The organism is Kitasatospora sp. NPDC085464 (assembly GCF_044541955.1).
Classification (GTDB): Bacteria; Actinomycetota; Actinomycetes; order Streptomycetales; family Streptomycetaceae; genus Kitasatospora.
Map to the genome: position 1 here is coordinate 122,796 of NZ_JBITTM010000030.1, position 13,797 is coordinate 136,592.

At 70.6% G+C, this 13,797-nt stretch carries 13 protein-coding genes; 6 read left to right on the forward strand and 7 right to left on the reverse strand.

What is annotated here, in order from left to right:
* Positions 1-15: 15 nt before the first annotated feature.
* The 3 genes from metG to ACIGG8_RS26080 all read right to left on the reverse strand — a co-directional run bounded on the left by metG (position 16) and on the right by ACIGG8_RS26080 (position 2,934).
* Positions 16-1,749 (reverse strand): methionine--tRNA ligase, encoded by a 1,734-nt coding sequence (metG, locus tag ACIGG8_RS26070; protein ID WP_396551183.1) that lies wholly within the window; start codon positions 1,747-1,749, stop codon positions 16-18.
* A gap of 139 nt (positions 1,750-1,888) precedes the next feature.
* A complete protein-coding gene (locus tag ACIGG8_RS26075; protein WP_350523749.1) occupies positions 1,889-2,089 on the reverse strand; it encodes a DUF397 domain-containing protein in 201 nt (66 codons plus the stop codon).
* Positions 2,086-2,934: a helix-turn-helix transcriptional regulator gene (locus ACIGG8_RS26080; RefSeq protein ID WP_350523750.1), complete on the reverse strand. Its 849-nt coding sequence runs from the start codon at positions 2,932-2,934 to the stop codon at positions 2,086-2,088. Before ACIGG8_RS26080 ends, ACIGG8_RS26075 begins: the two co-directional genes overlap by 4 nt.
* Before the next feature lie 325 nt (positions 2,935-3,259).
* Here ACIGG8_RS26080 and ACIGG8_RS26085 point away from each other — a divergent pair, with 325 nt between their 5' ends.
* A complete protein-coding gene (locus ACIGG8_RS26085) occupies positions 3,260-3,415 on the forward strand; it encodes a hypothetical protein (protein WP_350523751.1) in 156 nt (51 codons plus the stop codon).
* A gap of 107 nt (positions 3,416-3,522) precedes the next feature.
* Here the strand turns inward: ACIGG8_RS26085 and ACIGG8_RS26090 are convergent, their stop codons facing one another.
* Positions 3,523-4,125: a GNAT family N-acetyltransferase gene (locus ACIGG8_RS26090; RefSeq protein ID WP_396551185.1), complete on the reverse strand. Its 603-nt coding sequence runs from the start codon at positions 4,123-4,125 to the stop codon at positions 3,523-3,525.
* Between the two features lie 149 nt (positions 4,126-4,274).
* Positions 4,275-5,558, reverse strand: a complete 1,284-nt coding sequence (locus tag ACIGG8_RS26095) for an adenylosuccinate synthase (protein WP_396551187.1) — start codon at positions 5,556-5,558, stop codon at positions 4,275-4,277.
* Positions 5,559-5,684: 126 nt separating this feature from the next.
* On the opposite strand from ACIGG8_RS26095, the gene ACIGG8_RS26100 reads away from it, so the two are divergent.
* The 3 genes from ACIGG8_RS26100 to purM all read left to right on the forward strand — a co-directional run bounded on the left by ACIGG8_RS26100 (position 5,685) and on the right by purM (position 9,584).
* Positions 5,685-6,530, forward strand: a complete 846-nt coding sequence (locus tag ACIGG8_RS26100) for a diacylglycerol kinase (RefSeq protein ID WP_396551188.1) — start codon at positions 5,685-5,687, stop codon at positions 6,528-6,530.
* A 242-nt stretch (positions 6,531-6,772) separates the two neighbouring features.
* Complete coding sequence (gene purF / locus ACIGG8_RS26105; protein ID WP_350523755.1) at positions 6,773-8,356, forward strand: amidophosphoribosyltransferase; 1,584 nt, start codon at positions 6,773-6,775, stop codon at positions 8,354-8,356.
* A 97-nt stretch (positions 8,357-8,453) separates the two neighbouring features.
* The gene (purM, locus tag ACIGG8_RS26110; RefSeq protein ID WP_396551190.1) at positions 8,454-9,584 is read left to right on the forward strand and encodes a phosphoribosylformylglycinamidine cyclo-ligase; all 1,131 of its coding nucleotides are present in this window, start codon (positions 8,454-8,456) and stop codon (positions 9,582-9,584) included.
* Between the two features lie 158 nt (positions 9,585-9,742).
* Here the strand turns inward: purM and ACIGG8_RS26115 are convergent, their stop codons facing one another.
* Positions 9,743-10,000 carry a DUF3073 domain-containing protein gene (locus ACIGG8_RS26115; protein WP_350523757.1) on the reverse strand — a complete coding sequence of 86 codons (258 nt, stop codon included), beginning with the start codon at positions 9,998-10,000 and terminating at the stop codon, positions 9,743-9,745.
* 384 nt (positions 10,001-10,384) lie between these two features.
* The gene (locus ACIGG8_RS26120; RefSeq protein WP_396551191.1) at positions 10,385-11,542 is read right to left on the reverse strand and encodes a Glu/Leu/Phe/Val dehydrogenase dimerization domain-containing protein; all 1,158 of its coding nucleotides are present in this window, start codon (positions 11,540-11,542) and stop codon (positions 10,385-10,387) included.
* A 198-nt stretch (positions 11,543-11,740) separates the two neighbouring features.
* On the opposite strand from ACIGG8_RS26120, the gene ACIGG8_RS26125 reads away from it, so the two are divergent.
* Both ACIGG8_RS26125 and bldC read left to right on the forward strand, forming a co-directional pair.
* Complete coding sequence (locus ACIGG8_RS26125; protein ID WP_396551192.1) at positions 11,741-12,700, forward strand: hypothetical protein; 960 nt, start codon at positions 11,741-11,743, stop codon at positions 12,698-12,700.
* A gap of 487 nt (positions 12,701-13,187) precedes the next feature.
* Positions 13,188-13,394: a developmental transcriptional regulator BldC gene (bldC, locus tag ACIGG8_RS26130; RefSeq protein ID WP_014137253.1), complete on the forward strand. Its 207-nt coding sequence runs from the start codon at positions 13,188-13,190 to the stop codon at positions 13,392-13,394.
* Positions 13,395-13,797 lie beyond the last annotated feature (403 nt).

The window sequence follows — 13,797 nt, forward strand, 5'->3', positions numbered from 1 at the left end:
GCGTCGTGCCGGTCCTCAGCCCTCCGAGCCGCCGAAGCGCGCCGTCCAGGCCGCCAGGTCCTCGTCCGTGATCTTGGCGAACAGCACCGGCGGCACGGTGAACGCCGTCCCGGCCGGCACCAGGTCCAGTGCCCGCGCCTCCTCGCGGCCCACCCAGCTGCGGGTGGACGCCGGGGAGTCCGCGGGCAGCGCGAACGCCCCGCGCATGGCCGCCGCCGCGGCCGGGATGAACGGCTCCGACACCACCGCGTACAGGTGGATCAGGTTCATCGCCGTGCGCAGGGTGAGCGCCGCCGCCTCCGGGTCGGTCTTCACCTGCAGCCAGGGCGCCTTCTCGTCCAGGTAGGCGTTGCCGGCGCTCCACAGCGCGCGCAGCGCCTGCGCCGCCTTGCGGAAGTTGAGGGCGTCCAGCTGCGTCTCGTACTCGGCGAGCAGCCCGGCGACCTGCTCGCCGAGGCGCTGCTCGGCCTCGCCGGCCGGGTGGCCGCCGGGGACGTCGTCGCCGAAGCGCTTGCGGCTGAAGGTGAGCACCCGGTTGACGAAGTTGCCGAGGGTGTCGGCGAGGTCCTTGTTGACCACCGAGGCGAAGAGGTCCCAGGTGAAGCTGGAGTCGTCCGACTCGGGCGCGTGCGCCATCATGAAGTAGCGCCAGTAGTCGGCGGGCAGCAGTTCCAGCGCGACGTCGCTGAAGATGCCGCGCTTCTGGCTGGTGGAGAACTTCCCGCCGTAGTACGTCAGCCAGTTGAAGGCCTTGACGTAGTCGACCGTCTTCCACGGGCGGCGCGAGCCGAGGATCGTCGCCGGGAACATCACCGTGTGGAACGGGACGTTGTCCTTGCCCATGAACTCGGTGTAGCGGACGGTCTCGTCGGCCTCGTACCACCAGGACTTCCAGTCCCGCAGCTGCCCGGCCGGGGCGGCGTCCGCCCACTCCTTGGTGGCGCCGATGTACTCGATCGGGGCGTCGAACCAGACGTAGAACACCTTGCCCTCGGCGGCCAGTTCGGGCCACACGTCGGCGGGCACCGGGACGCCCCACTCCAGGTCGCGGGTGATCGCGCGGTCCTGCAGGCCCTCGGTCAGCCACTTGCGGGCGATCGAGGAGGCCAGCACCGGCCACTCGTCGCCGTGCGCGGCGACCCAGGCCTCGACCTCCTCGGTCAGCTTCGACTGGAGCAGGAACAGGTGCCTGGTCTCCCGGACCTCCAGGTCGGAGCTGCCGCTGATCGCCGAGCGCGGCTCCAGCAGGTCGGTCGGGTCGAGCACCCGGGTGCAGTTCTCGCACTGGTCGCCGCGCGCCTTGTCGTAGCCGCAGTGCGGGCAGGTGCCGACGATGTAGCGGTCCGGCAGGAAGCGTCCGTCGGCGTTGGAGTACACCTGGCGGATCGCTCGCTCCTCGATGAAGCCGTTGCGCTGCAGCTCACGGGCGATCTCCTGGGTGATCTCCCGGTTCTGCGGCGAGGAGCTGCGGCCGAAGTGGTCGAAGGAGAGCCCGAAGCCGTCGTACACCGCCTTCTGCGCGTCGTGCGCCCGGGCGCAGAACTCGGCGACCGGCAGCCCGGCGTCCTTGGCGGCCAGCTCGGCGGGGGTGCCGTGCTCGTCGGTGGCGCAGATGAACAGCACGTCGTGGCCGCGCCGGCGCAGGTAGCGGGAGTAGACGTCCGCCGGGAGCATGGACCCGACCATGTTGCCCAGGTGCTTGATCCCGTTGATGTAGGGAAGGGCGCTGGTGATCAGGTGCCGAGCCATCCTCGGATGCTCCGATTTCTCCCGCACGCGCACCCCACCCGGGGTGCTGTGCCAGGCGCAGGGGTCCACTGTGGGCTGCCAAGCCTACCGCCGCCGCGGGTCCGGACGGCCGTTGTCACGTCCGGGTCGACGGCGGGCTTCACGGCCGGGGGAGGTCGCCGTACCGGTCGAACTCCCCGGCCTTCACCCCGCGCACGAAGGCGGCCCACTTGCGCGGCGTGGTGCGCACGACCACCTCGGGCCGGTCCGACTCGCGGATCTCCACCAGCCCGCCCGCCGCCCTGACCTCGACGCAGTCGGTACTCTCTCCGCTGGCCGACGCCTTGCGCCACATGCTCATGAGAAGTCTTTCCGTAAGGTCCGGATGAAGTCCCGGGACTCGTCCGGCCCGAGCGCGATCGCCGCGGTCTTCTCCTTGATCCGGCGGTAGGAGTCCAATTCCGCTTCGGAGTGCACGAACTTCGGACCGTGGGAGAGGTCGATCTGGACGGTGTCGAGCTCCGGGACCGGCCCGCGGGCGAGGTAGAGGCTCTCCCCGGACCCCGTGTAGGTGGGGACGCTGAACGGGATCACCCGGATCTCCACACCGGGCCGCTCGGAATTCTCCGACAGGCTGCGCAACTGCTCGCGCAGCACTTCCGGACCGCCGAACTGCATGCGCAGGGCGGACTCGTGCAGGAATGCGCTGTACGGCTTCGGGTGGTCGACGAAGATCTGCTGGCGCCGAATCCGGAATGCCTTCCGGACGTCCGCCTCCTGCCGGTACTGCGGGGGGAGGCGCTCGAACACCGCGGCGGCGTACGCCGGGGTCTGCAACAGGCCGGGGATGAAGGTGCTGTTCAGGATGGACAGGGAGGCCGCGTGGTGCTCCATCTCCGCGATGTCGATGATCGCGCCGGGCAGCCGGCCGCGGTAACCGTCCCACCAGTACTTGCGCCGGTCCTGCGTCATCGCGAGCAGCGCGTCGAGGTACGGGCCCTCCTCGCAGCCGCAGGTGTGGGCCCAGATCCGCAGGCGCTCGGCGCTGATGCCCGACTTCCCGTTCTCCATCTGGGAGATCTTGGGCAGGTCGGTGCCGATGGTGGCGGCCAGGGTCTTGGGCGTCACGCCCACGTGTTCGCGCATCTTGCGCAACTCGATCCCGAGGCGCTGCTGGCGCACGGTCGGCGACAAGCGGGGTGGCATGACTCTCTTCTCCGGATCGCGGCTGCGGTCGATGCTTCCGGTGAAGTGTGCCGCGCATACCGGGGCCTAGCTACCGAAATGGGGGATACCCCACGATGGAGTGAACGTTCTCCCGCTCGGTAGCAACTCTGGCACCCTGACCCTATGGTCGTCCGTGTCACTCACTGACTTGTTGCCGTCTAAACAAGTGTCAATCAGCCGTAATGACACACCAGATGCATGGTCACGGCACCCGACATCACCGACCGGAGACAGCCATGCCCCTTCCCTCGCCTCTCCGTCTTCCCCGACGTCCCCACCCTTCCCGCCGCATTTCCGTATCCCCGTGAATGCGCTCCTGGTCGCCGCATTGTCCGTACTCCTCCTCGCGGTCCTTTTCGTCGGCTGGCTGGTCTGGCTGGTCACCCTCCAGCCCCGCGAACCCCGCCCGGCGAAGCGCGGGATCGCGGCCGGCCATTCCGTCGGCGGCGAGCGGAAATAGCGGCCGGTCCGCCGCCCTGCCCCGCGCCGACGACGGCACCTCGACCGGCCTGCCGGCGGCCTGAGCCGCCGTCGGCCCTGCCGTCGGTCCCGTCGTCGGCCCAGCGGTCAGCCCCGCGAAAGCCGGTCCTCCAGGCGGGACTTGGCGGGCGGCCACTCGTCGGCGAGCATCGAGAAGTAGGCGCTGTCCCGCCAGGTGCCGGTGGGGCGCAGGCGGTGGCGGCGGAGGACGCCCTCGAACTGTGCGCCGAGGCGCAGGATCGCCGTGCGGGAGCGCTCGTTGAGGGCGTCGGTCTTCCAGAAGACGCGCCCCATGTCCAGGTCCTCGAAGGCGTGGGTGAGCAGCAGCAGCTTGGCCTCGGTGTTGACCGCGGTGCGCCACACCGAGCGGGCGTAGAGGGTGCCGCCGATCTCGACGGACTCGTCCGCGGCGCCGAAGTCGTGGTAGCCGGTGATGCCGACGGCGGTGCCGCTCGCGAGGTCGACGGCGGTGAAGTGCACCGACGTGCCGGCGGCGGCTTCCGCGATGCGGGCGTCGAGGATCCTGCCGAGCTCCTCCTCGGAGGCGGGCGGGAGGGTCATGGTCCAGCGCCAGACCTCGGGGTCGGAGCCGACGGTGGCCCAGAGGCCGGCGAGGTGGCGGCGCTCCAGCGGCTCCAGGCGGATGTGGCGGCCGGTGAGGGTGACGGGCGTGGGCAGCTTCGCGGTCATGATCCGAACGTAGCGCCGCTCTGCACTAGGCGCAATAGGTTTCTGCACTAGTACAAATTCCCGCGCGTGGGCGAAGCAGAGGGCCCCGCGGGACGAATCCCGCGGGGCCCTCCGGTGATCGAGCGGCGATCAGGCCCGGGCGATCAGGCTCAGATGAACGAGTTGATCTGGATCGTCTCGTCCCGGCCCGGGCCGACGCCGATGGCGGAGATCGGCGCGCCCGACATCTCCTCCAGCGCCTTCACGTACGCCTGGGCGTTCTTCGGCAGCTCGGCGAAGGACTTGGCCTTGCTGATGTCCTCGCTCCAGCCCGGCAGCGTCTCGTAGATCGGCTTGGCGTGGTGGAAGTCCGACTGGTTGTAGGGGAGCTCCTCGACGCGCTTGCCGTCGATCTCGTACGCGACGCAGACCGGGATCTGCTCCCAGCCGGTCAGCACGTCGAGCTTGGTGAGGAAGAAGTCGGTGAGGCCGTTGACCCGGGTCGCGTAGCGCGCGATGACGGCGTCGAACCAGCCGCAGCGGCGGTCGCGGCCGGTGGTGACACCGCGCTCGCCGCCGATCCGGCGCAGCGCCTCGCCGTCCGCGTCGAACAGCTCGGTCGGGAACGGGCCGGAGCCGACGCGGGTGGTGTAGGCCTTCAGGATGCCGATGACCCGGTCGATCTTGGTGGGGCCGATGCCGGCGCCGGTGCAGGCGCCCCCCGCGGTCGGGTTCGACGAGGTCACGAAGGGGTACGTGCCGTGGTCGACGTCGAGCAGGGTGCCCTGGCCGCCCTCCAGCAGGACGACCTTGTCCGCCTTCAGCGCCTCGTCCAGGACGAGGGTGGTGTCGGCGAGGAACGGCTTGATCTTCTCCGCGTAGCCCAGGTACTCCTCGACCACCAGGTCGGCCGGGATGGTGCGGCGGTTGTACAGCTTGACCAGGATCTGGTTCTTGTCGTGCAGCGCCGCCTCGATCTTCTGGCGCAGGATCGACTCGTCGAACAGGTCCTGGACCCGGATGCCGACGCGGTTGATCTTGTCCGCGTAGGTCGGGCCGATGCCGCGGCCGGTGGTGCCGATCCGGCGCTTGCCGAGGAAGCGCTCGGTGACCTTGTCCAGGGTCCGGTGGTACGGCGTGATCAGGTGGGCGTTGCCCGAGACCAGCAGCTTGGAGGTGTCGATGCCGCGCTCGTTGAGGCCGGCCAGCTCGGAGAGCAGCACGGCCGGGTCGATCACGACGCCGTTGCCGATCACCGGCGTGACGTTCGGGCTGAGGATTCCGGAGGGGAGCAGGTGCAGGGCGTACTTCTGGTCGCCGATGACCACCGTGTGTCCGGCGTTGTTGCCGCCCTGGTAGCGGACGACGTAGTCGACGGAGCCGCCGAGGAGGTCGGTGGCCTTCCCCTTGCCCTCGTCCCCCCACTGAGCGCCAACGAGCACGAGTGCCGGCACAGGCGTACACCCCTTCCGGTTGGGGCATCCTGCGTAGGCCGCAGTCTGCCCCGAGATAGACGAAGCCCCTGGCGCAATGGCGCAAGGGGCTCTTGCACCGAGAGATTACCTGAGGAAGGACCGGTCGTGTCGTCCCTGTCCACGCCTGCTACCGGCGGCTCCGAGCCGCTCCTGCTGCTCCTCGACCCGGTGGCCCGGCAGACCGACGGCGAGTCGGTGCGGATCGCGAGGGACGTGCTCTGCGGGGGTGCGGACGTCAAGGTGGTCTACCCGGAGAACCCTTCCGAACTCGACCGGGTGCTTTCGCACCGGGGTCGGCGGCGACCGGTGGTGATCGGTTCCGACCTCGCCTTGCAGCGGGTGCTGCAGGCGCTGCATCGGCAGCGTGAGCTGGGCGCGGAACCGGTGGGGATGGTTCCGGTCGGTCGCACGGAGGAGCTGGCGGCGGCCCGCGCGCTCGGCGTGCCGGGGGAGCCGGTGCGGGCCGCGCGGGCGGTGCTGTCGGGTGCGCCGCGCCGGCTGGACCTGCTGGTGGACGACGGCGGCGGGGTGGCGCTGGGCGGGGTGCGGATCACCGGCGGCGGCGCGCGCCGGCTGGCGGGCCGTACGGGTGGCTGGCGTTCGCTATGGGCGAAACTGGCTGCGGCCGAGCAGGCGAACGCACTCACCCCGGAGAGCACCGACCGCAGCCCGCGGGTCCGGGTCGAGGCCGACGGCCGGCTGCTCGCCGACGTCCACCGCCCGGTCCGGCTGGTCCAGGTCACCCTGCCGTCCGGCGCCTCGGACGGCACGGGCGAGATGGAGGTCGTGGTCCGGGTCTCCGGCGCCCTGGTGCGCGCCCGGGCGGCGAGCGTCTCGGTGGCCGGCCGCGGATTCGGCTACGAGGCGGACGGCCACCCGGTCGGCCCGGTCCGCGCCCGGACCTGGACGGTGCACCCGGGCGCCTGGGGACTGCTGCTCCCGGCCGCGTGAAGCCGCGGTGAACGCCGGGTGAGCAGGCTCACGTTCGGCTGCACCCCGATACCCGCCGCTCCGCACACGGAACTCCCCAACAGGCGCGAACCACAAGGCCAACCGCCACCCGCGGGAATTCCGCCGGGCCGAAATCCCCACCCCGTAAGGGGTTTTGTCTACGCGCGTTACTCATCGACCGCCCGACAATCCCGGCATCCCGGGTTCCGGAAGCCCGTGCCAACTGCCCTAGACTCGAAGGCGTGCCACGTGGTGACGGAAGACTCAACCACGATCTTCTTCCCGGCGAGAAAGGCCCCCAGGACGCTTGCGGCGTCTTCGGTGTCTGGGCTCCCGGCGAGGAGGTCGCCAAGCTCACGTTCTTCGGCCTTTACGCCCTGCAGCACCGCGGTCAGGAATCCGCGGGCATCGCAGTGAGCAACGGCTCCCAGATTCTCGTCTTCAAGGACATGGGACTCGTCTCCCAGGTCTTCGACGAGGCCTCCCTGGGGTCGTTGCACGGGCATATCGCCGTCGGACACGCCCGCTACTCGACCACCGGTTCCTCGGTCTGGGAGAACGCCCAGCCGACTTTCCGGGCGACCGTGCACGGTTCGCTGGCCCTCGGGCACAACGGAAACCTGGTGAACACCGCCGAACTGGCGGCCATGGTCGCCGACCTGCCCGGCGAGGAGCACGTCTCGCGCTCCGGCCGGACTGCGGCGACCAACGACACCGACCTGGTGACGGCGCTGCTCGCCGGCCACCCGGACCTCTCCATCGAGGAGACGGCCAAGGTCGTGCTGCCCAAGGTCAAGGGTGCGTTCTCGCTCGTCTTCATGGACGAGCACACCCTCTACGCCGCCCGCGACCCGCAGGGCATCCGCCCGCTGGTGCTCGGCCGGCTGGAGCGCGGCTGGGTGGTCGCCTCCGAGACGGCGGCGCTCGACATCTGCGGCGCCTCCTTCATCCGCGAGGTCGAGCCCGGCGAGCTCATCGCCATCGACGAGAACGGCATGCGCACCTCCCGCTTCGCGGAGGCCAAGCCCAAGGGCTGCGTGTTCGAGTACGTCTACCTGGCCCGCCCCGACACCTCCATCGCCGGCCGCAACGTGCACCTCTCCCGCGTGGAGATGGGCCGCCGCCTGGCGAAGGAGGCCCCGGTCGAGGCCGACCTGGTGATAGCGACGCCCGAGTCCGGCACCCCCGCCGCGATCGGCTACGCCGAGGCCAGCGGCATCCCGTACGGCTCCGGCCTGGTGAAGAACGCCTACGTGGGCCGCACCTTCATCCAGCCCAGCCAGACCATCCGCCAGCTCGGCATCCGCCTCAAGCTCAACCCGCTGCGCGAGGTCATCCAGGGCAAGCGCCTGGTGGTCGTGGACGACTCGATCGTCCGCGGCAACACCCAGCGCGCGCTGGTGAAGATGCTGCGCGAGGCCGGCGCCGCCGAGGTGCACATCCGGATCTCCTCGCCGCCGGTGAAGTGGCCCTGCTTCTTCGGCATCGACTTCGCCACCCGCGCGGAGCTGATCGCCAACGGCATGACCATCGAGGAGATCGGTCGCACCCTCGGCGCCGACTCGCTCTCCTACATCTCGATCGACGGCATGATCGAGGCCACCACGCAGCCCAAGGACAAGCTCTGCCGGGCCTGCTTCGACGGCGAGTACCCGATGGAGCTGCCGGACCCGGCGCTGCTCGGGAAGCTCCTGCTGGAGGCCGAGATCAAGGGCGGCCAGCAGCAGCCGGCCGTCCGCGGCAAGCCGACCAGCGGCAGCGACCTGGACGGCGTCCAGTCGCTGCTCGGCGGGGCGGGCGCGGCCGACGCGCTGCGCCGCCCGTAGTGACTCAGGTGGGGTCCCGGAACCCGGGGCCCCACCGTCGTTCCAGCCCCCGCTGTTCCGAACCACCCCCCACCTGACCCGGAAGGGCCGCACCGCAGTGACCTCCCACCCGTCGCCCCCCGCCACCCCTCACGGAGACGCTTCGCGTCACACCCCCGGTGGCGCCACCTACGCCGCCGCCGGTGTCGACATCGAGGCGGGCGACCGCGCCGTCGAGCTCATGAAGCAGTGGGTGAAGAAGGCCAACCGCCCCGAGGTGGTCGGCGGTCTCGGCGGCTTCGCCGGCCTGTTCGACGTCTCCGCCTTCAAGAACTACGAGCGCCCGCTGCTGGCCTCGGCCACCGACGGCGTCGGGACCAAGGTGGCCATCGCGGCCGCCATGGACAAGCACGACACCATCGGCCACGACCTGGTCGGCATGGTCGTCGACGACCTGGTGGTGTGCGGCGCCGAGCCGCTGTTCATGACCGACTACATCTGCGTCGGCAAGGTAGTCCCGGAGCGGGTCGCCTCGATCGTCAAGGGCATCGCCGAGGGCTGCGCGCTGGCCGGCTGCGCCCTGGTCGGCGGCGAGACCGCCGAGCACCCCGGCCTGCTGGGCCCGGACGAGTACGACGTGGCGGGCGCCGGCACCGGTGTCGTCGAGGCCGACGCGCTGCTCGGTGCGGACCGGGTCCGGGCCGGCGACGTGGTCATCGCGATGGCGGCCTCCGGCCTGCACTCCAACGGCTACTCGCTGGTGCGCCACGTGCTGCTGAACGAGGCCGGCTGGAAGCTGGACCGCAAGGTCGAGGAGTTCGGCCGCACCCTCGGCGAGGAGCTGCTGGAGCCGACCCGGATCTACTCGCTGGACTGCCTGGCGCTCACCCGCGCCACCGAGGTCCACGCGTTCTCGCACGTCACCGGCGGCGGCCTGGCGGCCAACCTGGCCCGGGTCGTCCCGGACGGCCTGCACGCCCGCCTGGACCGCGGCACCTGGACCCCGCTGCCGGTCTTCCGGACCGTCGCCGAGGTCGGCAACGTGGCCACCCTGGAGATCGAGAAGACGCTCAACATGGGCGTCGGCATGGTCGCGGTCGTCCCGCCGCACTCGGTGGACGCCGTGCTGTCGATCCTGGAGGACCGCGGCGTCGAGGCCTGGCTGCTCGGCGACATCGTCGAGCGCACCGACGAGCACGAGGGCGGCGCGGCCCTCTACAACGCCTACGAGGGCTTCCGGACGGTCTGATCCGGACCGGACGACGAGAGGGCCCCTCCGGTCGCCGGAGGGGCCCTCTCGCATCCCGTGCAGGTCGTCCGAGGGCCGGCGCGAGCCCTTCCCGTCAGCGGGAACGCCGAAGACCGGCCCGGCGCCCAGGCGCCCGGACCGGTCCGGCGAAGCTGTTGTTACGAGCGGCGGGAGGCCTGCGAGGCCCCGGTGCCCGGCTCGTTGTCGTCCTCGTCGTCGAGGTCGGCGTAGCGGGCGGCGTACTCCGCGTACGGGTCGTCGTCCTCCTCCTCCTCGATCGGCTCAGGGTCGATCGAAGCGGTGGACGGCGATACGCCCAGCTCGTTGGACAGACGGTTAGCGTCGAACCCGCCGCTGTTGTACTTCAGCTCGCGGGCGACCTTCGTCTGCTTGGCCTTGGCCCGGCCGCGCCCCATGGGTCGACCCCCTCAACGATGGGGCTCACGGCCCCGAGTCTGACACGTGTTCATGATCAGGACCGGCCTGCCCGAATGGGAGGACCGTCCCTTGGAGCATTAACGGTACCTGTTTCCGCCGCTGGACGGTACGTCGTCGGTGTGACGTGGCGCGCACCGACCGCACCCGAGACCAGGTCTTCCCAGGTCAGGGGAGGTTTTGCGGCGATTTGCGCGCTGTCCAGAGGTGTCTTGGGTCCGTCGTTCCAGGACCGATTATCCCCCCTTAGGGGGCGTTGGATCACCCGATCGGGCGCAGAAGTGAGAATCCGGTTCCACATCGTGATGCGCGGGGGGCCGCGGTGGCAGCCCCCCGCGCATCCGGGGTCGGTCGCGGCGGCGGGATCAGCCGCGGCGGGCACCCGGGAGCAGGACGGTGCGCAGCGCGCTGATCTCGCGCATCCGCTTCTCGGCCAGGCGGTCGGCGGCGACCGCCGGCGGGATGCCGTCGGTGGCGGCCCGGGTGAAGATCTCCAGGGTGGTGTCGAAGATCTTGGTGGCCTTGTTCTTGGCGCGCTCGAAGTTGAAGCCGTCGATCTCGTCGGCGACCTGGATGACGCCGCCCGAGTTCACCAGGTAGTCGGGGGCGTAGAGGATGCCGCGGTCGGCGAGGTCCTTCTCGACGCCGGGGTGGGCCAGCTGGTTGTTGGCCGCGCCGCAGACGATCGAGGTGCCGAACTCGCCCAGCGCGGCGACGACGGAGTCGGTCAGCGCACCGCCGAGGGCGCAGGGGGCGTAGACGTCCAGCTTGGCCTGGAGCAGGGCGTCGGTGTCGGCGACGACCTCCACGTCCGGGTGGGCCGCGCGCACGCGGTTGACGGCGGCCTCGAAGGGGTCGGTGACGACGACGGTGGCGCCGTCCGCGACCAGGTGGCCGACCAGGTAGTGGCCGACCTTGCCGACGCCCGCGACGCCGACCCGCTTGCCGCGCAGCGTCGGCTGGCCCCAGCGCGCCTGGGCGGTGGCGCGCATGCCCTGGAAGACGCCGAAGGCGGTCAGGATGGACGAGTCGCCGGCGCCGCCGTGCTCGGGCGAGCGGCCGGTCACGAACTCGGTCTCGCGCGCGATGACGTCCATGTCCTGGACGTAGGTGCCCACGTCGCAGGCGGTGATGTAGCGGCCGCGCAGGGACTCGACGAAGCGGCCGTAGGCCCGGAGCATCGCCTCGTTCTTGTCCTTGTTCGGGTCGCCGATGATGACGGCCTTGCCGCCGCCGAGGTCCAGCCCGGCCAGCGCGTTCTTGTAGGACATGCCGCGGGAGAGGTTCAGCGCGTCCTCCAGCGCCGCCTCCTCGGAGGCGTACGGGAAGAAGCGGGTGCCGCCGAGGGCCGGGCCCAGGGCGGTGGAGTGGATGGCGATGATGGCCTTCAGACCCGAGCTGCGGTCGTGGCACAGGACGACCTGCTCGTGGCCGTCGCCGGGGGCGCCGTCCTGTTCGGTACGGAAGATCCTGCTGAGCACGCCGGGTGCGGGGTGCGAGGCGGGGGTCTGTACGTCGGTCACTGTGGTGACTCCAGTATCGAAGGCCCGCTGCTGTGGTGCGGGCGCCTAAGGCGAAGCGTAGTCGGGTGGGCGTCTCGGATCCGCCCTCTTGTCCGAGCTTGTGCCGGTTGTCCGAGGGGTGAGACGAAAGGGGGTGCACGGTCGGGGTGCGAACGGTTCGGGGTCGCGCCCTCCCGGGCCCGCGCGGCCCGTGCGACCATGCAGGACGTGACCGTCGTGCGTACTGCCGTACAGCCGCCCTACGCCGCCCACCTGCGGGTCTACGAGCCGCTGGCCGCCTACCCGGAGCCCGAGCGGGCGCGCTGGCAGGCCTACGCGGCGGAGCGCGGGCCGGACGCCGGGGAGGCGGCGCAGCCGGTCGCGGCGGCGGTGCTGGAGGAGCAGCGGGAGGCGCTCGCGGAGCTGGTCGCGCGGACGCCCCGGGCGCTGCCGGAGCGGGAGAGCGGGCGGGCGTACCTGCGGGTGGTGGACGGCGTGCTGTACGTCTGCCCGTGGGCGACCAGGCTGCGCAGCTGGCAGGCGCTGGAGGAGCTGCGGGCCGGGGCGCCGGTGGCGCTGCTGGACACCGCGCTGCCGCCCGCGACCCGGGCGGCCGCGGAGGCGGACCGGGAGCGCTGGCGGGCGGAGCACCCGGACGCCCGGCCGTGGATCCTCACCAGCCGCTGGGAGGTGCCGGTGCGCTGGTTCCTGCCGTTCGGGGACGAGGACCGCTGCTTCGTGCCCGGCGGCGCGGCGGCGCCGGGCGGTGGGGTGCCGGGTGGTGGGGTGCCGGGTGGTGAGGTGCCGGGAGGCGAGGGGCAGCGGGGCGGCCGGCCGGCCGCACTGTTCTACTTGGTGCCGATGGCCCAGGCGCGCCGACGGGTGGCGCGGGCCTACCGGGCGCTGCGCGAGGCGGTGCCGGAGGGGGAGCTGGCACGGGGGGCGGAGCGGGTCGGGCGGTGGCTGGAGGAGTTCCATCCGCGCTCGCTGGTGGAACTGGACTACGGGGGGCTGGTGCATCTGCTGGGGCCGGAGCGGTTGTTGGCGGACCGTTCGGCGGGGGAGCTGGAGGAGGGGCTGCGCGCACTGCGGGCGGGGGACACCGCGGAGGCGCTGCGGGTCCACGAGGAACTGACGGTGCGGTGGCGGCGGGTGCTGGCGTTGCGGTACGCGAACTGACGTCCGACCGCCCGTGTATGACTGTAAGAGTCCTAGGGACCGCAGCGCCGATGACCAAGGTCCCGGTTCGGGTCAATAGCTGCCGAACGTGACACTACTCACCGTTGACGCGAACTTACCCCTATGTGCAAAAATGGGACAACCAGCCCAACTTCACGTGAGCGTGCCCACTTTTGGGTGGTTCTGGAGTCGATGCGTGCTTTGCGGGGAAACGGAGGGTCTGGTCCCTTCGTAACCTGACGTCATCGTCACGTGACTGTCCGTTATGGGGTGGTCCATCGCCATCCGTCGGCCTTGAACCCGTGAGGGGTCAATTTTGGCGGTTTGGTCGATAGGGCTGGACGGATGGTGTAGTTGTAGACACCAGGACAAGCCGTTCGTCCTATAACCGACTCGGCCCGTCTATGCCATTTCGGGCATCGCGGGCCAAGGTGCAGAATTTGAAGGATAGAACCGCCCTGGTTCGGTTCTCCCGAGGAGGCCGCTCATGACCGCTCGTACCCCTGATGCTGAGCCGCTGCTGACGCCGGCAGAGGTTGCCACCATGTTCCGCGTGGACCCGAAGACGGTCACCCGCTGGGCCAAGGCCGGCAAGCTGACGTCGATTCGCACGCTCGGCGGTCACCGCCGTTACCGTGAGGCGGAGGTGCGCGCTCTGCTGGCCGGGATTCCGGCTCAGCGCACTGAGGCCTGATAGGCCAAAGGCTCTTTAAAGGGGCCGCTTACCGGACTCCGCCGGGTCCGGTAAGCGGCCCCTTTTGTCGTACCCCCGTGTGCCCGCCGGTCTGTCGGAATGCTGAACTCCGGATAACGATTTGATGCATGAGGGGCGGGGGGGATTTACAGTGAATAGAAGTGCAATTTTACATATTAAATTAAGGGTTCCTTGGGCAGGGCGTGCCGCACCCGGTTTTCGGGGAGGGCTGGTGACGACCGTCACGCGCTCCGTCACTTGTGGGAGGTGGCCGGTCCGGGGTAGTGGAGCCGGACGGCAAAAAGCGAGAGGCCCGGAACCTGACGGTTCCGGGCCTCTCGCACTGCGGCGATCCCGACGGGACTTGAACCCGCGACCTCCACCTTGACAGGGTGGCGAGCTA